The organism is Streptomyces sp. NBC_00513 (assembly GCF_041431415.1).
Lineage (GTDB): Bacteria > Actinomycetota > Actinomycetes > Streptomycetales > Streptomycetaceae > Streptomyces.
In genome coordinates this window covers 5,186,374-5,206,318 of record NZ_CP107845.1, presented here as the reverse complement: position 1 = coordinate 5,206,318, position 19,945 = coordinate 5,186,374, and the positions used below count along the sequence as shown (strand labels likewise).

The 19,945-nt window shown below is 73.2% G+C and carries 15 protein-coding genes; 6 read left to right on the top strand and 9 right to left on the bottom strand.

Annotation, left to right across the window (positions count from 1 at the left end; translation table 11 throughout):
* Positions 1-33 precede the first annotated feature (33 nt).
* Genes OHA84_RS24190 through OHA84_RS24175 form a run of 4 tightly spaced genes read right to left on the bottom strand, consistent with a single transcriptional unit; the run spans position 34 to position 4,697 of the window.
* Positions 34-663, bottom strand: a complete 630-nt coding sequence (locus OHA84_RS24190) for an ATP/GTP-binding protein (protein WP_371591449.1) — start codon at positions 661-663, stop codon at positions 34-36.
* Positions 644-1,027 carry a DUF742 domain-containing protein gene (locus OHA84_RS24185; protein ID WP_053676476.1) on the bottom strand — a complete coding sequence of 128 codons (384 nt, stop codon included), beginning with the start codon at positions 1,025-1,027 and terminating at the stop codon, positions 644-646. The genes OHA84_RS24190 and OHA84_RS24185 overlap by 20 nt, the downstream gene beginning before the upstream one ends.
* On the bottom strand, positions 1,024-1,497 hold the full coding sequence (locus OHA84_RS24180; RefSeq protein WP_053676475.1) for a roadblock/LC7 domain-containing protein: 474 nt from the start codon (positions 1,495-1,497) through the stop codon (positions 1,024-1,026). Before OHA84_RS24180 ends, OHA84_RS24185 begins: the two co-directional genes overlap by 4 nt.
* Positions 1,494-4,697, bottom strand: coding sequence for a nitrate- and nitrite sensing domain-containing protein (locus OHA84_RS24175; protein WP_266969804.1), 3,204 nt, complete (start codon positions 4,695-4,697; stop codon positions 1,494-1,496). The genes OHA84_RS24180 and OHA84_RS24175 overlap by 4 nt, the downstream gene beginning before the upstream one ends.
* Positions 4,698-5,094: 397 nt before the next feature.
* Between OHA84_RS24175 and OHA84_RS24170 the strand changes: the two genes are divergently transcribed.
* On the top strand, positions 5,095-5,868 hold the full coding sequence (locus OHA84_RS24170) for a protein phosphatase 2C domain-containing protein (RefSeq protein ID WP_053676473.1): 774 nt from the start codon (positions 5,095-5,097) through the stop codon (positions 5,866-5,868).
* A 56-nt stretch (positions 5,869-5,924) separates the two neighbouring features.
* Here OHA84_RS24170 and OHA84_RS24165 read toward each other — a convergent pair whose 3' ends face one another.
* The 5 genes from OHA84_RS24165 to OHA84_RS24145 all read right to left on the bottom strand — a co-directional run bounded on the left by OHA84_RS24165 (position 5,925) and on the right by OHA84_RS24145 (position 12,333).
* Positions 5,925-6,371: a MarR family winged helix-turn-helix transcriptional regulator gene (locus OHA84_RS24165; RefSeq protein WP_053676472.1), complete on the bottom strand. Its 447-nt coding sequence runs from the start codon at positions 6,369-6,371 to the stop codon at positions 5,925-5,927.
* A gap of 123 nt (positions 6,372-6,494) precedes the next feature.
* On the bottom strand, positions 6,495-8,891 hold the full coding sequence (gene lon, locus OHA84_RS24160; protein WP_053676471.1) for an endopeptidase La: 2,397 nt from the start codon (positions 8,889-8,891) through the stop codon (positions 6,495-6,497).
* A gap of 182 nt (positions 8,892-9,073) precedes the next feature.
* On the bottom strand, positions 9,074-9,862 hold the full coding sequence (locus tag OHA84_RS24155) for a DUF4097 family beta strand repeat-containing protein (RefSeq protein WP_266969807.1): 789 nt from the start codon (positions 9,860-9,862) through the stop codon (positions 9,074-9,076).
* Positions 9,863-9,926: 64 nt separating this feature from the next.
* Positions 9,927-10,769, bottom strand: coding sequence for a sulfurtransferase (locus OHA84_RS24150; protein ID WP_266969809.1), 843 nt, complete (start codon positions 10,767-10,769; stop codon positions 9,927-9,929).
* Positions 10,770-10,908: 139 nt separating this feature from the next.
* On the bottom strand, positions 10,909-12,333 hold the full coding sequence (locus OHA84_RS24145; RefSeq protein ID WP_266969811.1) for a hypothetical protein: 1,425 nt from the start codon (positions 12,331-12,333) through the stop codon (positions 10,909-10,911).
* Positions 12,334-12,419: 86 nt separating this feature from the next.
* On the opposite strand from OHA84_RS24145, the gene OHA84_RS24140 reads away from it, so the two are divergent.
* The 5 genes from OHA84_RS24140 to OHA84_RS24120 all read left to right on the top strand — a co-directional run bounded on the left by OHA84_RS24140 (position 12,420) and on the right by OHA84_RS24120 (position 19,880).
* Entirely contained in the window at positions 12,420-12,989 is a 570-nt protein-coding gene (locus OHA84_RS24140; RefSeq protein ID WP_371591448.1) for a hypothetical protein, read from the top strand.
* A 127-nt stretch (positions 12,990-13,116) separates the two neighbouring features.
* Positions 13,117-13,806 (top strand): spermidine synthase, encoded by a 690-nt coding sequence (locus OHA84_RS24135; RefSeq protein ID WP_053676467.1) that lies wholly within the window; start codon positions 13,117-13,119, stop codon positions 13,804-13,806.
* Between the two features lie 60 nt (positions 13,807-13,866).
* The gene (locus tag OHA84_RS24130) at positions 13,867-14,607 is read left to right on the top strand and encodes a response regulator transcription factor (protein ID WP_053676466.1); all 741 of its coding nucleotides are present in this window, start codon (positions 13,867-13,869) and stop codon (positions 14,605-14,607) included.
* The gene (locus tag OHA84_RS24125; protein WP_053676465.1) at positions 14,604-15,683 is read left to right on the top strand and encodes an ATP-binding protein; all 1,080 of its coding nucleotides are present in this window, start codon (positions 14,604-14,606) and stop codon (positions 15,681-15,683) included. Before OHA84_RS24130 ends, OHA84_RS24125 begins: the two co-directional genes overlap by 4 nt.
* Before the next feature lie 258 nt (positions 15,684-15,941).
* A complete protein-coding gene (locus tag OHA84_RS24120) occupies positions 15,942-19,880 on the top strand; it encodes a multifunctional oxoglutarate decarboxylase/oxoglutarate dehydrogenase thiamine pyrophosphate-binding subunit/dihydrolipoyllysine-residue succinyltransferase subunit (protein ID WP_266969816.1) in 3,939 nt (1,312 codons plus the stop codon).
* Positions 19,881-19,945: the final 65 nt, after the last annotated feature.

Below are 19,945 nucleotides of genomic sequence, written 5' to 3'. Positions count from 1 at the left end.
TTCGGGTCTGTCAGGCCGCCTGACCTGGTGGATCTATTCGGGAGTGGCGTCGAGGGCGTGACCCACCAGGGCCAGCAGCGATTCGACGACGGTCGCCCGCCGCCGGGCATCCATGATCACCACCGGTACGTGGGGCGGGACGGTGAGCGCCTCGCGCACGTCCTCCTCCTCGTAGGAGGCGGAGCCCTCGAAGTGGTTGACGGCGACGGCGTACGGCAGGCCACAGCTCTCGAAGTAGTCGAGGGCCGGGAAGGCGTCGCGCAGCCGGCGGGTGTCGGCCAGCACCAGGCCGCCGATGGCCCCGCGCACCAGGTCGTCCCACATGAACCAGAACCGTTCCTGGCCCGGGGTGCCGTACACGTACAGGACGAGGTCGTCGGCGAGCGTGACGCGGCCGAAGTCCATCGCGACGGTGGTGGTGCTCTTGTCCGGGGTCCCGGACAGGTCGTCGGTGGCCGCACTGGCCTGCGTCATCACCGCCTCGGTGCGCAGCGGGGTGATCTCGGAGAGGGAGGACACGAACGTGGTCTTGCCGACGCCGAATCCACCCGCGACCAGCACCTTGACGGCCACGGGCGCACGCGAGCGGTCGTACTGCCAGGACTGGGCGGGCTCGTCGTCAGGGGGGACGTCGATGTGACGGTCAGAGACGGCGAAGACCACTGAGCACCCTTTCGAGCAGTGCGCGTTCGGGACGGCCGGTGCCGTGTCCCGTGCCGTAGACGCGTATCCGGCCCTGGTCGGCGAGGTCGCTGACCAGGACCCGGACCACACCGAGCGGCAGTTTCAGGAGCGCCGCTATCTCGGCGATCGTCCGCATGCGGCGGCACACCTCGACTATGGCGGGCATCTCGGGCATCCGGTCGGGCGTGACGACCGGACCGCTGTCGAGGGCGGCGACGAAGGTCTCCACCAGCAGGACCTGCGTGAACCGGGTCCGGCCGCCCGTCAGCGAGTACGGGCGGACGCGGGCGGGGCGGCGGTCGGCGCCGCGTATCGGCAGCCGGTCGGAGGCCGGACTCCTCACGGGGTGTTCTCCATCGACTGGCGCAGCTCGCTGCGGACTTCGGGGGTCAGTACGTGGCCGGCGCGGCCGACGAACAGGGCCATGTGGTAGGCCACGACGCTCATGTCGCAGTCGGGCGTGGCGTGCACGCCGAGCAGCGAGCCGTCGCTGATGACCATGACGAAGACGGAACCGTGCTCCATCGCCACCATGGTCTGTTTCACGGAGCCGCCGTCCATGAGGGAGGCGGCGCCCGTGGTCAGGCTGCCGAGCCCGGACACGATGGTGGCGAGGTCGGCCGAGGCCCCTCGGGGGCCCTTGGGCCGGTCCTGCGGGGACTGCGCCGGCGGCTCGGAGGAGAGCAGCAGCAGCCCGTCCGAGGAGACGACGGCGACGGAGTTGACGCCGGGAACCTCCTTGACCAGGTCGGTCAGCAGCCACTGCAGGTTGCGGGCCTGGGTGCTCAGTCCGTACGTACTGGGCGCGGTCATGTGCGTGCCTCCTGTGCGGTGTCCCCCTGGTCGGTCTGTTCCCGGTCCTGCCCGCGGTCCTGCGCGAGCTCGGCCTCGACGACACGTCTGCCGTCCTGGGTCCCCTGGTAGAAACCGCCGAGCCTGCGGCGCAGTTCGTCGGCGTCCACCCGGCGCGGTTCGGGGCGCGCGTCGGCGGGGCGACCTCCGGTGGCCACGTTGCGCGGGGTCCGTTTGGGGAGTCCCTTGTCGGTCAGGACGTCTTCGGGGTGGCCGGCCTGGCGCGGGACCCAGTGGTCCTCGGCCTCGGCCCGCCGGTGCGGATCGGACGCCGCGGCGACGGGCCGCACGGGCAGTCCCGGTGCCGCGTCGGGCCGTGTCCGGCGGGGCAGCCCCTGGGCGGGGTCCGTGTCGCCCGGTGCCGCGGCCTCGGGGGCGGGCACCGTGAAGGCCTGCTCGGCCGGGGGCGACTGTGCGTCCGGGGTCAACTGGGCGTCCGGGGTCACGAAGGCCTCCGCGTCGGCCTCCGACACCACCCGGGCGAGGAGTTCCTCGTCGGCGGACAGCACGGGCTGCGGATCCGGGACGGCTGCCGGGGCGTCGATCGCGTCGGCGGCCTCGTTCGGGGCGTCGTCCGCGGTCTCGCCCGCGGCGTCGTCCGTGGCGTCGCCCGGGTCGCTCGGCTCGTCCGGGGCGTCGCTCGCGGCCGGCGCGGCCGGTTCTTCGGCGGACGCCTGCTCCTGCGGCCCCCGCGCGGGGACGATGAACACCTGGTCGGCGGTCGGAAGCGGCTCGGAGTCCGCGCGGGCCTCGAACTCGGCCTCGACCTCGGCCTCGAACTCCGCGTCGAAGGCGGCCTCGGTCTCGGCGAGCGGCTCGGCCTCCGGGTCCGAGAGCGGTCCCGGAACCGGGTCCGTCCCCTTGCCGGACTCGGCGTCCGCCGCCGCGCCCGCCGCCCTGTCCGTGTCCACGACCGGGTCGCCGAACGGGTCGCCGAACGCGGCGGCCAGGTCGGCGGCGATCCCCGGATCCCCGGCCGGTTCGCCCGCCGGTTCGAGCGCGGGCTCGGCCGCGGTCTCCACGACCGGGTCCGCCGCCGGGGGCGTCCGCTGGGACATCAGCGTGTTCTCGTTCGCCTCGGCGACAGCGCCGGGCAGGCGCAGCCCGGACGCGCCGGGCGTGACGACGGAGTGGACCGGCGAGGTGGGCGGCGTGGTCGGCAGCAGTGTCGCCGGGACGACCACGAGGGCCTCGGTCCCGCCGTGCCGGGGCGCCCGCAGTTCGGCGGTGACGCCGTGTCGGGCGGCGAGCCGGCCGGCCACGTACAGGCCGAGCCCCAGGCCGTGCTCCGACTCGGGTTCCTCGTCGTACGCCTCGGGGGTGGCCAGTCGGGCGTTGAGGGCCGCCATCCGGTCCTCGGTGACTCCGATGCCCTCGTCGAGCACGGACAGCACCACTTCGCCGGTGTCCAGCAGTCTGCCGGACACCTTCACCTTGACGTCCGGCGGCGAGAAGGTCGTCGCGTTCTCCAGCAGTTCCGCGAGGACGTGCGAGATGTCGTCGGCGGCGTGCCCGGCGACCTGCGTGTACGAGGGCATCGCCGCGAGGTCGACGCGCTCGTAGCGCTCGATCTCGCTGACGGCGGCCCGCATCACGTCGACCAGCGGCACCGGCAGGGCCTGTCCGTGGCCGTGTTCCTGGCCGGCGAGGACCAGCAGGTTCTCGTTGTGACGGCGCATCACCGTCGCGAGGTGGTCGAGCTTGAACAGGGTCGCGAGCCGGTCCGGGTCCTGCTCGTTGGACTCCAGCTCCTCGATGACCGCCAGTTGGCGCTCCACGAGACCCAGGGTGCGCAGGGACAGGGACACCGACGTCGTCGACATGACGCGGCGGTGCTCTTCCAGCCCGGCCCGCAGCTGCCTGAGTTCGGCGTCCAGGGCCTCGCGGCCGGAGGTCAGTGCCTCGTTGCGGCCGATGAGGCGGCGCCGGTCGGCGTCGAGTCCGGCGATCCGGGTGTGCAGGGAGACCGTCTGGTCCCGTACCGCGTTCAAGTGGCTGACGACCTCGGCGAACTCGTCGTTGCGGCCGGTGAAGCGCACCGGCTCGACGGAGCCCTCCGGGGTCGCCAGTCGCTGGGCGCCCCGGCGGAGCACCGAGAGGGGCCGGGTCAGGGAGCGGGCGACGGCCGTCGAGAAGCCGACCACGAACAGGAACAGCACGCCCACGAAGGCGATCAGCAGTTCGAGGCGGGTCACGTCGTCGTCGCGCAGGGTCGCGAGGGCGGTGGCCCGTCGGCTCGCCAGCGTGGATTCGACCGACTGCATCCGGTCGACGCGGGCGGTGAGCGCGGCGCCCACGGCGGCGCGGTCGACCTTGCGGTCGGTCGAGTTCAGGGTCGGCCGGTCGGTGAGCCGCTTGAGGTACTCCTCGGCGGTCTTGACCTCGGGGCCGGTGACGGTGGCGGCGAGCGTCTCCCGTACGTCCGGTCGCGCGGTCCGCGAGAAGTCGTCGAGGGCGGCCTGTTCCCGGACCCGGGAGCGCTGGGCGGCGACGGTGAGTTCGTCCACGGACGCCAGGCTCACGGCCTGCTCGGAGCGCGGGACGCCCAGGGCCGCGAGCAGCAGGCCCCGGGTGGCGCCGGCCTGTTCCACGGCCTGTCCGAGCGGGGCCAGCGGCCGGGTGGTGACCAGGGCGGCCTCCGCGCGGGGCGGGGTCAGTTCGACGAGCCGGTCGCCCGGTGCCATGAGGTCCGCGATGACGCCGGCGTAGGCCTGGTGCGCGGCGAGCGCGCCGCCCTTGCCGTCGAGCGCCTCGCTGCGGACGGCCCCGATCCGGCCGAGGGCGACGGACAGGTCCTCGTCGGCCTCCGCACGGACCTCTTCGAGCTGCCGGTCCGTGCGCGCGGTGCGCTCCTGGACGGCGCTCTTGCCGGAGGCGGGGCGGCCCTTGGCGACGTACTCGATGACGGCGTCGCGTTCGTCGCCGATCAGGTGCGCCAGGGTGAGGGCGGCCCGGGTCTGCTCGGCGAGCGTGACCAGCCGCTGGGAGTCGTTCAGTTCTCTCGTCGCGGAGACGACGGCGGGTGCGCCGGCCACCAGGACCGTGAGGCCGGCGACGGCCACACCGATCACCAGCCTGCGGCGCACGCGGACGCGACGTCCTGCGATGGCGGGGCCGTCGGCGCTGGCGGTGCCGTTCTTCCGAGACCGCTTCTTCTGCACCGGTGCTCGCAATCCTGTACGTGTGCTCGTGCTCGTCTACTCGTGTGGCCGAGGTAACGGCCGGTCAACAAGTAAACGCTCCCTGCCCCCTCGTACCGCCTCAGACCATTGCAGTGTGTTGGGAAGAGAGCCGTACATCGCCCACCCGGCCACTCGAAGGAGTGAACATCAAGGAACAGTTGGCGACCAACTCGGGCGGCGTCCGTCAGGGTGCGGCCGTGGACGGGTGGTTGAAAGATGGCTGCGCGCTTTGGCAAGATGCGCGCCCGCACCGCCGGGGCGGCCCGGTACCGCCCGCCACACCCCCCACCCGTTGGTACGGACCTTCCTCGGGTCGGGGTCCGGCGCGCGACCGCCCGGAGCGGCCCGCCGGCACCCCCGCAGGCAGAATGTCCGTATGCGCATCGACCTGGCGACGGCCCCCGGGAACCCGGAACGCCCCAATGAGGACTGGCTGTCGGCCGCGATGCCCACGTCGGGCGGCGGCGTCGTGGTGGCCCTCGACGGGGTGACCCCACCGCGCGGGGACGACGGGTGCGTGCACGGTGTGCCCTGGTTCGTGTCCCGCCTCGGCGGTCGATTGACCGAACTGTCCGGATCGCGGAGGGACATGCCGCTGGACCGGATCCTGGCGGCGTCCATCGAGAGCACCGCCGCCGCCCACCGGGGCACCTGTGACCTTTCTCACGTGCGAACGCCGCAGGCGACGGTGGTCGTGGCGCGCTGGGACGGGGCGACCGTGGAACACCTCGTGCTGTCGGACTCCGTCCTGCTGGTCCAGACCCGGGGCGGTGAGGTCGGCGCCGTCCTCGACGACCGACTGGACCGGGTGCCGCGCGAGGCGCTGCGCTCGGTGGCCGCCGCGGACGCGCTGCGCAATGTCGAGGGCGGGTTCTTCACGGCGGCGGCGGATCCGGAGGTGGCGGGCCGAGCGGTCACCGGGCGGACCCCGCGCTCCGAGGTGCGGGCCCTGGCCGCGCTCACGGACGGCGCGAGCCGTTGGACGGACACCTTCGGGGAGGGCGACTGGGCGGCCTGCCTGGGAGTGCTCCGCAAGGAGGGCGCGCAGGGGCTGATCGCCCGCGTGCGCGCCCTGGAGTGCGACCCCGCCCGCCCGCCGGGCCGCCACAAACGCCACGACGACGCGTCCGCGGTGTACGCGGAGCTGTGACGGGGCGGGAGCGACGGGGCGGGGGCGACGGGGCGGGGGCGACGGGGCGGGCCCGGCTACTCCGAGTCCGCGCCCTGGTTCAACTGGTTGAGCAGCCGCGCGAGTTCCGCGACCTCGCCGCGGTCCCAGTCGGCGAGCTTGCGCATGTACTGCTCGCGCCGCGCCCCCCGCACCCGCAGGAACCGCGCCCGCCCCTCCTCCGTGAGCCCGACCAGGAAGGCCCGACCGTCGGCCGGGTCCGGTTCGCGGGCCACCAGCCCCAGCACCTCCAGGGCCCGCAGCTGGCGGCTCATCGTGGCCTTGCCGACCCCGAAGTACGCGGCCAGTTCCGTGGCCCGCTGGCGTCCCGCCGCCTCCAGCCGCACCAGCAGTCCGTACGCGGCGGGCTCCAGCTCCGGGTGGAGTGCGCGGGCCATCTCGCCGGAGGAGGCCCGGGCCCGCCGGAGGAAGACGGACAGCTCCCGCTCCAGGGCAAGGAACTCCTGGTCTTCACTCCCGTGCACGTCCGGCTCCTGTCGATGGTGGTCCCGTCGCGGTGTGTGTCCGCCCGGTCAGTATTTCGCAGCGGGTACGCCGACGGCCCGGGGCCCCGCCGAAGCGGGGCCCCGGGCCGTCCGTGTGCCGGATCAGGCGGCCACCTCGGCGGTGACCTCCGCCCCGACGAGGGCCAGCTCCAGCACCTGACGGACGTCGGTCACCGGGTGTACCTCCAGCCCCTCCAGCACCTCGGCCGGGACGTCGTCCAGGTCGGCCTCGTTGCGCTTGGGAATGATCACGGTGGTCAGGCCCGCCCGGTGCGCGGCGAGCAGCTTCTGCTTGACCCCGCCGATGGGCAGCACCCGCCCCGTCAGCGAGACCTCGCCGGTCATGGCTACGTCCGTGCGGACCTGGCGGCCCGACAGCAGCGAGGCCAGCGCGGTCGTCATGGTGATGCCCGCGCTCGGTCCGTCCTTGGGGACCGCGCCGGCCGGGAAGTGGATGTGCACGCCCCGGTCCTTCAGGTCGGCGACCGGGAGTTCCAGTTCCGCGCCGTGGGAGCGCAGGAAGCTGAGCGCTATCTGCGCGGACTCCTTCATCACGTCGCCCAGCTGGCCGGTCAGGGTCAGCCCGGCGGCGCCGGTCTCCGGGTCGGCCAGGGAGGCCTCGACGTAGAGGACGTCGCCGCCGGCCCCGGTCACGGCGAGGCCGGTGGCCACGCCGGGGACGGCGGTCCGTCGCTCGGCCGGGTCCTGCGCGGACTCCGGGACGTGGTGCGGTCGCCCGATGAGCGCCCGCAGGTCCTCGGCGCCGACGTGGAACGGCAGCTCCCGTTCCCCCAGCTCGTGTTGCGAGGCCACCTTGCGCAGCAGCCGCGCGAGGGAACGCTCCAGGGTCCGTACGCCCGCCTCGCGGGTGTACTCCCCGGCGAGCCTGCGCAGGGCGTCCTCCTCCAGGACCACCTCGTCGGCGCCGAGGCCGGCGCGCTCCAGTTGGCGGGGCAGCAGGTGGTCGCGGGCGATGACGACCTTCTCGTCCTCCGTGTAGCCGTCGAGACGGACCAGCTCCATGCGGTCGGCGAGGGCTTCCGGGATGGCCTCCAGGACATTGGCGGTGGCCAGGAACACCACGTCGCTGAGGTCCAGTTCGACCTCCAGGTAGTGGTCCCGGAAGGTGTGGTTCTGGGCGGGGTCCAGGACCTCCAGCAGGGCGGCGGCCGGGTCGCCCCGGAAGTCGGACCCGACCTTGTCGATCTCGTCCAGGAGGACGACCGGGTTCATCGAGCCGGCCTCCTTGATCGCCCGCACGATCCGGCCGGGCAGCGCGCCGACGTAGGTCCGCCGGTGGCCGCGGATCTCGGCCTCGTCGCGTACGCCGCCGAGGGCGACGCGCACGAACTCGCGGCCCATCGCGTGGGCGACGCTCTCGCCGAGGCTGGTCTTTCCGACCCCGGGCGGGCCCACGAGGGCCAGCACGGCCCCGCCGCGCCGCCCGCCGATGACGCCCATGCCGCGCTCGGAGCGCCGCTTGCGAACCGCCAGGTACTCGGTGATGCGGTCCTTCACGTCGCTCAGTCCGGCGTGCTCGGCGTCGAGCACCGCCCGGGCGCCGCGGATGTCGTACTCGTCCTCGGTGCGCTCGTTCCAGGGCAGTTCCAGCACGGTGTCGAGCCAGGTGCGGATCCAGGAGCCCTCGGGTGACTGGTCGCTGGAACGCTCCAGCTTCTCGACTTCCTTGAGGGCGGCCTCCCGTACCTTCTCCGGCAGGTCGGCGGCCTCGACGCGGGCGCGGTAGTCGTCGGACTCCTCGCCGTCCTTCTCGCCGTTCAGTTCGCGCAGTTCCTTGCGCACGGCCTCCAACTGCCGCCTCAGCAGGAACTCGCGCTGCTGCTTGTCGACGCCGTCCTGGACGTCCTTGGCGATGGACTCGGCGACGTCCTGCTCGGCCAGGTGGTCGCTCAGCGCCTTGACGGCGAGCCGGAGCCGGGCCACGGGGTCGGCCGTCTCCAGCAGTTCCACCTTCTGGGCCACGGTCAGGAACGGCGAGTAGCCGGAGTTGTCGGCGAGCGCCGACACCCCCTCGATCTGCTGCACCCGGTCCACGACCTGCCAGGCCCCGCGCTTCTTGAGCCAGCTGGTGGCGAGGGCCTTGTACTCCTTGACGAGCTCGGTGACGGCGCCGGGCAGCGGCTCGGGCACCGACTCCTCGACGGTCTCGCCCTCGACCCAGAGCGCGGCCCCGGGCCCGGTGGTCCCGGCGCCGATGCGGACGCGTCCGCGCCCTCGGATGAGCGCGCCCGGGTCCCCGTCGGAGAGCCGCCCCACCTGCTCGACGGTCCCCAGCACACCGGTGCCCGCGTACTGTCCGTCGATCCGCGGCACGAGCAGCACCCGGGGCTTCCCGCTGCCCGCGGCGGCCTGGGCGGCCTCCACGGCCGCCCGCACATCGGCGTCGGACAGGTCCAGCGGGACGACCATCCCGGGCAGTACGACCTCGTCGTCGAGCGGCAGTACGGGCAGGGTGAGCGATACGGACGTCGAAGCCATGATCTTCCCTCCGGCAGTGAAGTTGAGCTATGCCGACTCAATGCCGATGAGCCCCCCGATGTTCCCCCACCGCCGTTCGCCGGGGGCGAACACCCCGGCCGCCCCTGGTCCGACGCCCGATCGGCCATCCCCGCCGACCCCCGCCGCCCCCCTCAGGCCCCCTCAGGCCCCCGCCGACCCCCTCAGGCCGCCGAGACGCTGACGTCGCCCGAGGTGGTCCTCACCGCGAGGCGGGCGTCGGCCGCCGGGTCGGTGGGCAGGGCGACCCGGCGGTCGCCCGAGGTGGTCGAGACGTCGACGCGGTAGGGCGCCGACGGCACCGTCAGGGTGACGTTGCCCGAGCCGGTCTCGGCGGCCACCGAGTTCGGGGACGTCGCGAAGGTCAGGCGGGCGTCACCGGACGTGGAGCGGATGTCGGCCCCCGGGCCGGCCAGGGCCGAGCCGGTGATGTCGCCCGAGGAGGTACGGGCCTTCAACGCGCCCGCGATGCGCTCCACCTTCACGTCGCCCGAGGAGGTCTCGACGTCGGCCGCGGCCACCCCGGTCACCGTGACGCGTCCGCTGCTGCTTTCGAGCTTGACCGTCGCGGAGGCCGGCACCTCCAGCCGGTAGTCGACGTAGCAACTGCCGGTGCAGCCGGTGTCGAAGGTGAGCAGGCCCCCGGAGACGTGCTGCTCCGGTCGGGGCGCCGTGTCGCCCCGGTAGTGGACGGTCCGGTGGATGGCGACGCCCGGGCCGTTCCCCGGCGTCACCTCGATGGAACCGTGCCGGGCGCCCGTGATCTCGACCGCGGTGACGGCTTCGGCGACGGTGGCGTCGGCGCTCGCGGTCCTCATGGTGTGCGCGGTCAACGAGCAGCCGGTGAGGAGGAGTCCGCCGACGACGGCGCAGGCCGCGGCTGCGGTGCGGGCGGGTCGGGAAACCCGGGCGAGTGCACCGGGGCGGGCGGCGGGCGCGGTGTGGGAAGGCATGACGCCATTCTGACGAGGCGCCGCCCGCCGGGCGATGGGGCCGATACCAGCGGCACGGGTGGGGTTAACCCCCGCTTTTCACCGGCCGGTTGGACGGCAGGCCCCACTCGCTCCAGGAGCCGTCGTACACCGCGAGGTCCCGGTACCCGGCGAGTTCGGCGCCCAGCGCGAGCACGCAGGCGGTCACCCCCGACCCGCAGCTGAGGTACAGGCGTTCCCGGTCGCCCACCGACTCCGCGAAGGTCCGGCGGAGTTCCGCGGCGGGACGCATCAGCCCGTCCGGCCCCTTGAGGTCGCCGAAGGGCAGGTTCAGGGCGCCCGGCATGTGTCCGCCGCGCAGCCCGGGGCGGGGTTCCGGGGCGGTGCCCGCGAACCGTTCCCGGGTGCGGGCGTCCAGCACGGCCGCCGCCGGGTCGGCCAGGGCGTCGGTGACGGCGGCGGCGTCCACCAGCAGTCCGGCGCGGGGGCGGGCGGTGAAGGTGCCGCGGGGTCCCTCGTAGCGGGGCCGGGTGTGTTCCACGGGCAGGCCGGCGGCCTCCCACGCGGGCAGTCCGCCGTCCAGGACGGCGGCCCGGTCGAAGCCCATGGCGCGCAGCATCCACCATGCGCGGGCGCTCGAATGGAGGCCCGCGGCGTCGTACACGACCACCGCGGCCCGGTCGTCGAGGCCGAGGTCCCGCATCGCGCGCTCGAAGTCGGCGGGCGCGGGCATCGTGTGCGGGAGCCCCGTCGTGTGGTCGGACAGGGCGCCGTCGAGGTCGAAGGGTCGGGCGCCCGGGATCCGTCGGTCGGCGCCGCGGTGGGGGGCGACGGAGGCGTCGAGGACGACCAGATCGGGCCCGCCGAGGCGGGCGGCCGCCCAGGAGGCCCCGACCAGGGGGCCCGGGAGGTTCTCGGACACGGTCATGCGGCGCCTCCGGCAGCGTGGTCCACGGGCTCGGCGGTCCGGCCCGCCTCCCATCCAACCACCCGCCGCGGCGGGCCACTCGGGCCGCCGGCCCCACCGTCCCGGCCCCCGCCCCGAGCCCCCTGTCCCGGCGCCGGCCTCAGTCCCGGTCGCAGCCGCCGGCCGCGCCCCGGGCCGCGTAGAGAACGATCCGCGCGCCCCGCACCCGTGTCACCGAGCACTCCACGAACCCGGCGCCCAACGCCTCCCGCTTCGCCACCTCCGCCGGGTACGGGTCCAGGGGTTGCCCCTCCGGGTCCAGCAGGGCCACCACCCGGGGGGCGGCGGCCAACCGCGCCCGGATCTCGGCCGGGTCGGCCTCCGTGCCCCACAGGCTCCGCGAGGCGGTCGGGGAGCGGTCCAGGGCGAGGTCGCGCAGGGGCGCGTACGCGGCGGGTGAGGACAGCAGCCACTCGCGGCGCCGGGACGGCATGAACAGCACGGCGTCCCCGGGCCGGGCCCGTTCCCGGACGGCGGCCGCCACCGCGAGCACGTCGTCCTTGCGGCTCTCCGGGGTCCGCAGCCACACCGACCACCAGCCGAACGGCACGAGCAGCGCGGCCGTCACCACCCAGGGCCGGAGCCCGCTCGCGGCCGCGAGCCGGGCCCCGGCGAGCAGGGCGAGCCCGGCCAGCGCGTAGAGGACGTACCGGTCGACGTACCAGGGGTGCGCGAGCGAGACGACCAGCAGCAGCCCGGGCGGCAGCAGGGCGAGCGGCGCGGCGACCCGGACGAGTGCCCGGGGCACCGACGTCCCCCGGGCGAGCAGCGCCACCGCGAGCACGAGCACCCCGTACGCCGCCCAGTCCTGCCCACTCGGCCGCCCGAGCCAGCCCAACTGCCGCTCGGCCTGCGCCGCGCTGACCCGGGCCAGCGGCAGCAGGGCGACCACGACCACCACGGCGCTCCACCGCCAACCGCGCGAGCGCCGGGCGACGAACCCGTGCGCGAGCAGGGCCAGTACGGCGAACTCGTGCAGCCAGCAGCCGAGCAGCAGCACCACCGTGTACGCCGCCCACCGCCCGCACAGCATCAGGTGGGTGGCCCACACCACGGCGCAGGCGACGAGAGCGTACGAGCGCCCCTCCTGCGCGTACATCTGCACGGGCGGCAGGACGGCGTAGACGGTCCCGGCGCACAGCGCGGCCCGCTCCCCCGCCAACCGGTGGGCCACCGCGGCCACCCCGGCGGCGGCCAGGGCGGTCGCGGCGACGGACGGCAGGCGCAGCGCCCACGGGCCGCCGTCCCACAGGGCGAACACGCCGTGCATGAGCAGGTAGTGGAGCCCGTGCACGGCGTCGACCTGCCCGAGCAGCGCCCACAGGTCGCCCAGGGGGCGGTGCGCCACCTGGACGGTGACGGACTCGTCGCGCCACATGCTGCCGCCGGCCGGACCGCGTTCCAGGGACCAGAGCCCCAGGGCGAGGGCGACGAGCGGCGGCACCGCGCGCCAGAGGGCCGTGCGGGCGGTGTCGCGGCTGATGTCGGCCTCCGGGTGCTTCCGCGTGACGGGTGCGGACTCCATACTCGGGGTCCGGGTCGGCCGAATTCCCGCGGGGGTGTGGCGTGCGCGCAGGGCGAGCGGGACGGGCGACGACGGTAGCGAGCGCGGTGCTCGGAGCGGCACTGGCCGCCTTGCTGCTCGGCGGCTGCGGCGGCGACGGTGAACCGGCCGCCCCACGAACGGAACCGACCGCGACGGCCGGCGGTTCGTCGCCCGCGACCCCGTCCGCCCCGTCCGCCCCGTCCGCCGGCACTCCGAGCGCACCCGCCCCCGGGGATCCGACGAGCCCGGGTCCCGGTCCCACCGGCACGACCCCGGCCCCCTCGCCTCGCGTCACCTCCCCGGCCGCGACCCTGGTCCGGGTCACCCGCGGCGGCGGTTTCGCCGGCCGCACCGGCACCCTGGTGATCGGCGAGGACGGCTCCTGGACCCGGCTGGACGGGCGGGCGAAGGAGGTCGGCCGGGGAAGGCTGACCGGCCCTCAACTCGGCACGCTGCGCGCCGCGCTGCGGGAGGCGGACTTCGCCCGGCTGCCCCGGACGTCGAAGAGCGGGACCGTGTTCGACGGGTTCACCTACGCCTTCGTGTACGGGGGTTTCGAGGTGGCCACCGGCGACGGCTCGGTGCCCATCGCCCTGACGCGGGTGTTGGACGCGCTGCCCCCGTTCGAGGACTGAGGGCCCGGCCGCGGACGCGCGCCGCGACGCGGACCGGAAGGCGGGCCCGTACCCGGAACAAGCGGCACGGGGGCTTCGTTGTGTCCGGCGACGAGGAGTGGCCGAGCGGCCACCGGAAGGAAGACCGATGACCGCCCCCGCACCGGAACCCGTCACCGTCGACCGCCGTCAAGGACCGTACGGGGAGGTGGTGTTGCGCCGGCGCGGGGAGACGCACGAGATCATCGCCAACGGCTGCTTCCTCATGGACACTTCGGACGGCCGCTCCGAACGCCTGCTGATCGACGCGGCGTTCGCGGCCCTGGACCCGTCGCCGCCGGCCCCGTCCGTGCTCGTCGGCGGTCTCGGCGTCGGCTTCTCCCTCGCCCACGCGGCCTCCCAACCGCACTGGGGTCGGATCGTCGTCGCCGAGCGCGAGGAGGCGATCATCGACTGGCACCGCGGCGGGCCGCTGGCCCCGCTCTCGGCCGCCGCCCTCGCCGACCCCCGGGTCCGCGTCCTGCACACCGATCTCGTCGCCTACCTCCACGACACGGGCGACCGGTACGACGCCCTCTGCCTGGACATCGACAACGGCCCGGACTGGACCGTGACCGACGACAACCGCGGCCTGTACTCCCCCGCGGGCCTCGCCGCCTGCCGGGCCCGCCTCACCGCCGGCGGGGTGCTCGCCGTCTGGTCCGCGCGACCGTCCGAGGCCTTCGAGCAGGCCCTGCGGAATGCCGGATTCGAGTCGGTACGGACGGAAGAAGTGCGAGTCGCCCGAGGTGTCCCGGACGTCGTCCACCTCGCCCGGGGCCCGGTCGGCCCCACATAGCCGCAGGCCTGCGCCTCCTCTACGCTGCACCCCATCACGCGGGTTCTTCAGGGGCGGGACATGGAACAGACACACACCACCCACAACGGCGCCGCGGCCACCCCAGGCGCCCAGCGGCGCGTGCTCGTGGTCGAGGACGACCGCACCATCGCCGACGCCATCGCGGCCCGGCTGCGCGCCGAGGGCTTCCAGGTCCAGGCCGCCCACGACGGCCCTGCCGCCGTCTCGGCGGCCGAGAGCTGGCTGCCCGAGCTGCTGGTGCTCGACGTCATGCTGCCCGGCTTCGACGGGCTGGAGGTCTGCCGCCGGGTGCAGGCACAGCGCCCGGTGCCGGTGCTGATGCTCACCGCCCGGGACGACGAGACCGACATGCTCGTCGGCCTCGGGGTCGGGGCCGACGACTACATGACGAAACCGTTCTCGATGCGCGAGCTGGCCGCACGGGTCCACGTACTGCTGAGACGGGTGGAGCGGGCCACACTGGCCGCGACGGCCCCGCGCGGGGCCACCCTGCGCCTGGGCGATCTGGAGATCGACCACGCGCAGCGCCGGGTCCGCGTGCACACCGAGGACGTGCACCTGACGCCGACGGAGTTCGACCTGCTGGTGTGCCTGGCCGGCACGCCGCGGGCGGTGCTCTCGCGGGAACAGTTGCTGGCGGAGGTGTGGGACTGGGCCGACGCGTCCGGGACCCGTACCGTCGACAGCCACATCAAGGCGCTGCGCCGGAAGATCGGCGCGGAACGGATCCGCACGGTCCACGGCGTCGGGTACGCCCTGGAGACCCCGGCCCAGCCGTGAGCCAGCGGCAGCCGGGCGGCGGGCTGCGGCCCTACTCGCCGTTCTCGATCAAGACGAAGCTGGGCACGCTCGTCGTGGTGTCGGTCTTCATCACCACGGGCCTGCTGCTGGTGGCCCTGCGCACGGACACCGAGCTGCGCTTCATCACGGTGTTCTCGGTGATCGCCTCGATGCTGATCACCCAGTTCGTGGCGCACGGCCTGACGGCTCCGCTGGACGACATGACCACGGTGGCCCGGGCGATATCCCACGGGGACTACACGCGCCGGGTGCGCGAGGCGGGGCGCCGCGACGAGCTCGGCGACCTGGCCGCGACGATCAATCTGATGGCCGACGACCTGGAGGCGGTGGACCGGCACCGCAAGGAGCTGGTCGCCAACGTCTCCCACGAACTGCGCACACCGATCGCGGCCCTGCGGGCGGTGCTGGAGAACGTGGTCGACGGGGTCTCGGCCGCCGACCCGGAGACCATGCGGACGGCGCTGAAGCAGACCGAGCGGCTGGGCCGGCTGGTGGAGACCCTGCTGGACCTGTCCCGGGTGGACAACGGCGTGGTCCCGCTGCGGGCGCGCCGGTTCGAGGTGTGGCCGTACCTGTCGGGGGTGCTCAAGGAGTCCGGGCTGGCGGCCGCCGGGCGGCCGGGCCTGACCTCCGGCTCGGGCGGGCACACCCGCAACGACGTCCACCTCCACCTGGACGTGTTCCCGTTCGAACTGACGGCGTACGCCGACGCGGAACGGCTCCACCAGGTGGTGGCGAACCTGATCGACAACGCGGTCAAGCACAGCCCCCCGCACGGTCGGGTCACGGTCCGGGCCCGGGCCGGCGACGCGCCCGGGAGCCTGGACCTGGAGGTGCGGGACGAGGGTCCCGGGATCCCCGAATCCGAGTGGCACCGGGTCTTCGAGCGGTTCAACCGGGGCAATTCCGGGGGCGGCGACGGGGGTACCGGACTGGGCCTGGCCATCGCCCGCTGGGCCGTCGGCCTGCACGGGGGCCAGATCGGAGTGGCCGAATCGTCACGCGGCTGCCGCATCCTCGTCACGCTTCCGGGCAGCTCCCAGGCATCGCGTTGACGTAGGGTTCGAGTGGGAAGGACATGATCTCGGCCACACGCGCCGGGGTCCGTCAGGGGTGCGAAGCCAAGGGGGCCGCAACCACGGTGTCCCCTACCCGAACCACGCTTGTTTCCCGCCATTCCAAGCGGTGAAACCCGCCTTTCGATGTGACCTGCGCGACGTAAGTCCCGCCCGGCCTGCATCGGACGCCCGGGGAGGCGTAGCCTTTATTCCCGCTGTCCATACCTTGTGAAGCGGAAGAGGGCGGTTGCCGCCGTGTCGCCACAGTCCCCCAGTAACTCGAGCACCACGACCGAAGCAGCAGAGGGCGGGAAGACCCCTGCCTCAGGCTTCGGTGCCAATGAGTGGCTCGTCGACGAGATCTATCAGCAGTACCTCCAGGACCCGAACTCGGTCGACCGGGCCTGGTGGGACTTCTTCGCCGACTACAAGCCCGGGGGCGCAGCAGCCCCCGCCAAGGCCGACGGTCCCGAGAAGTCCACGACGACGAAGGATGGCGCCTCCGCACAGGCCGCCAGCCCCGCCGCCCAGGCCCCGCAGGCCCCCGTCGCGGCCGCCACGGGGGCGGCGAGCGCCGGTGCGAGCACCGGTGCCGCGGGAGCGGCTGACGCCGCGCCCTCGCCCTCGGCCGCGACCACGCCTGTGCCAGCTCCTGCCCCTGCTCCTGCCACCCCCTCTGGTGCCCCTGCTGTGACTGTCACCTCCCAGGCCCAGGCCGCCGCACCGGCCACGCCCCCCGCTCAGGCTCCGGCTGCCGCCGCGCCCGCTCCCGCAGCTCCCAAGGCCGCGCCCGCCACCGAGGCCCCCGCGGGCCCCGAACTGGTGACGCTCCGCGGCCCCGCCGCTGCCGTGGCCAAGAACATGAACGCCTCCCTCGACGTCCCGACGGCCACGTCCGTCCGCGCCGTCCCGGTGAAGCTGCTGTTCGACAACCGCATCGTCATCAACAACCACCTCAAGCGCGCCCGGGGCGGGAAGATCTCCTTCACGCACCTCATCGGCTACGCGATGGTGCAGGCGATCAAGGCCATGCCGGCCATGAACTACTCCTTCGCGGAGAAGGACGGCAAGCCGACCCTGGTCAAGCCGGAGCACATCAACTTCGGTCTCGCGATCGACCTGGTGAAGCCGAACGGTGACCGTCAGCTCGTCGTCGCCGGCATCAAGAAGGCCGAGACCCTCAACTTCTTCGAGTTCTGGCAGGCGTACGAGGACATCGTCCGGCGCGCCCGCGTCGGCAAGCTGACGATGGACGACTTCACCGGCGTCACGGTCTCGCTGACCAACCCCGGCGGTCTGGGCACCGTGCACTCCGTGCCCCGCCTGATGCCCGGACAGTCGGTCATCATGGGCGTCGGCTCCATGGACTACCCCGCCGAGTTCCAGGGCACCTCGCAGGACACCCTGAACAAGCTGGGCATCTCCAAGGTCATGACCCTGACCTCGACCTACGACCACCGGGTCATCCAGGGCGCGGCCTCCGGCGAGTTCCTGCGCATCGTCGCGAACCTGCTGCTGGGCGAGAGCGGCTTCTACGACGACGTCTTCGAGGCGCTGCGCATCCCGTACGAGCCGGTCCGCTGGCTCCGGGACATCGACGCCTCGCACGACGACGACGTCACGAAGGCCGCCCGCGTCTTCGAGCTGATCCACTCCTACCGGGTCCGCGGCCACGTCATGGCCGACACCGACCCGCTGGAGTACAAGCAGCGCAAGCACCCCGACCTCGACATCACCGAGCACGGCCTCACCCTGTGGGACCTGGAGCGCGAGTTCGCGGTCGGCGGCTTCTCCGGCAAGTCGATGATGAAGCTCCGCGACATCCTCGGCGTGCTGCGCGACTCGTACTGCCGCACCACCGGCGTCGAGTTCATGCACATCCAGGACCCGAAGCAGCGCCGCTGGATCCAGGACCGCATCGAGCGCCCGCACTCCAAGCCGGAGCGCGAGGAGCAGCTGAGGATCCTGCGCCGGCTGAACGCGGCGGAGGCCTTCGAGACCTTCCTGCAGACGAAGTACGTCGGTCAGAAGCGGTTCTCCCTGGAGGGCGGCGAGTCCGTCATCCCGCTGCTCGACGCCGTCATCGACTCGGCCGCCGAGGCCCGCCTCGAAGAGGTCGTCATCGGCATGGCCCACCGCGGCCGGCTGAACGTCCTGGCCAACATCGTCGGCAAGTCGTACGCGCAGATCTTCCGCGAGTTCGAGGGCAACCTCGACCCGAAGTCGATGCACGGCTCCGGCGACGTCAAGTACCACCTGGGCGCCGAGGGCACCTTCACGGGCCTGGACGGCGAGCAGATCAAGGTCTCGCTCGTCGCGAACCCCTCCCACCTGGAGGCCGTGGACCCGGTCCTGGAGGGTGTCGCCCGCGCCAAGCAGGACGTCATCAACAAGGGCGGCACGGACTTCACCGTCCTGCCGCTGGCCCTGCACGGCGACGCGGCCTTCGCCGGCCAGGGTGTGGTCGCCGAGACGCTGAACATGTCGCAGCTGCGCGGCTACCGCACCGGCGGCACCGTGCACGTGGTCATCAACAACCAGGTCGGCTTCACCGCCGCCCCGGAGTCCTCGCGTTCCTCGATGTACGCGACCGACGTGGCCCGCATGATCGAGGCGCCGATCTTCCACGTGAACGGCGACGACCCGGAGGCCGTGGTCCGCATCGCGCGGCTCGCCTTCGAGTTCCGTCAGGCGTTCAACAAGGACGTGGTCATCGACCTCATCTGCTACCGCCGTCGTGGCCACAACGAGTCCGACAACCCGGCGTTCACCCAGCCGCTGATGTACGACCTGATCGACAAGAAGCGCTCGGTGCGCAAGCTGTACACCGAGTCCCTCATCGGTCGCGGCGACATCACCCTGGAAGAGGCCGAGCAGGCGCTCCAGGACTTCCAGGGCCAGCTGGAGAAGGTCTTCGCGGAGGTCCGCGAGGCCGCCACGCAGCCCGCGGCCGCCCCGCAGGTCCCGGCGCCCACGGCCAACTTCCCGGTCCCGGTGAACACCGCGGTCTCGCAGGAGGTCGTGAAGCGGATCGCCGAGGCCCAGGTCAACATCCCCGACAACGTCACCGTGCACCCGCGTCTGCTGCCGCAGCTCCAGCGCCGCGCGGCGATGATCGACGAGGGCACGATCGACTGGGGCATGGGCGAGACCCTGGCCTTCGGTTCGCTGCTGATGGAGGGCACCCCGGTCCGGCTGTCGGGTCAGGACTCCCGCCGCGGCACCTTCGGTCAGCGTCACGCGGTCCTCATCGACCGGGAGACCGGCGAGGACTACACCCCGCTGCTGTACCTGTCGGACGACCAGGCCCGCTACAACGTCTACGACTCGCTGCTCTCCGAGTACGCGGCCATGGGCTTCGAGTACGGCTACTCGCTGGCCCGTCCGGACGCGCTGGTCCTCTGGGAGGCCCAGTTCGGTGACTTCGTCAACGGCGCGCAGACCGTCGTCGACGAGTTCATCTCCTCGGCCGAGCAGAAGTGGGGCCAGACCTCCGGCGTCACGCTGCTGCTGCCGCACGGCTACGAGGGCCAGGGCCCGGACCACTCGTCCGCGCGTCCCGAGCGCTTCCTCCAGATGTGCGCGCAGGACAACATGACGGTCGCCATGCCGACCCTGCCGTCGAACTACTTCCACCTGCTGCGCTGGCAGGTCCACAACCCGCACCACAAGCCGCTCATCGTCTTCACCCCGAAGTCGATGCTGCGTCTGAAGGCGGCGGCGTCGAAGGCGGAGGAGTTCACGAACGGCTCGTTCCGTCCGGTCATCGGCGACACGCGCGTCTCCTCCGGAGCGGGTGACCCGAACGAGATCCGCAAGGTCGTCTTCTGCGCCGGCAAGGTCTACTACGACCTGGAGGCCGAGCGGGAGAAGCGCGGCGTCACGGACACCGCGATCCTGCGGATCGAGCGTCTGTACCCGCTTCCGGGTGCGGAGCTCCAGGCGGAGATCGCCAAGTTCCCGAACGCGGCGAAGTACATCTGGGCGCAGGAGGAGCCGGCGAACCAGGGTGCGTGGCCGTTCATCGCGCTGAACCTGATCGACCACCTCGACCTGGCGGTCGGCGCGGACATCCCGGCGGGCGAGCGGCTGCGGCGCGTGTCGCGTCCGCACGGTTCGTCCCCGGCGGTGGGTTCCGCGAAGCGTCACCAGGCGGAGCAGCAGCTGCTGCTGAACGAGGTCTTCGAGGCCTGATCGCCACACCTGCTCGAACCGTGAAGGCCCGGACCCCCGAGGGGGTCCGGGCCTTCCGGCGTCTC

Excerpts from the sequence above, each read along its gene's own strand:
- OHA84_RS24180 (WP_053676475.1), bottom strand. The coding sequence starts at position 1,497 with ATGACCGCGCCCAGTACGTACGGACTGAGCACCCAGGCCCGCAACCTG.
- OHA84_RS24170 (WP_053676473.1), top strand. The coding sequence starts at position 5,095 with ATGCGCATCGACCTGGCGACGGCCCCCGGGAACCCGGAACGCCCCAAT.
- lon (WP_053676471.1), bottom strand. The coding sequence starts at position 8,891 with ATGGCTTCGACGTCCGTATCGCTCACCCTGCCCGTACTGCCGCTCGAC.
- OHA84_RS24155 (WP_266969807.1), bottom strand. The coding sequence starts at position 9,862 with ATGCCTTCCCACACCGCGCCCGCCGCCCGCCCCGGTGCACTCGCCCGG.
- OHA84_RS24150 (WP_266969809.1), bottom strand. The coding sequence starts at position 10,769 with ATGACCGTGTCCGAGAACCTCCCGGGCCCCCTGGTCGGGGCCTCCTGG.
- OHA84_RS24145 (WP_266969811.1), bottom strand. The coding sequence starts at position 12,333 with ATGGAGTCCGCACCCGTCACGCGGAAGCACCCGGAGGCCGACATCAGC.
- OHA84_RS24135 (WP_053676467.1), top strand. The coding sequence starts at position 13,117 with ATGACCGCCCCCGCACCGGAACCCGTCACCGTCGACCGCCGTCAAGGA.
- OHA84_RS24130 (WP_053676466.1), top strand. The coding sequence starts at position 13,867 with ATGGAACAGACACACACCACCCACAACGGCGCCGCGGCCACCCCAGGC.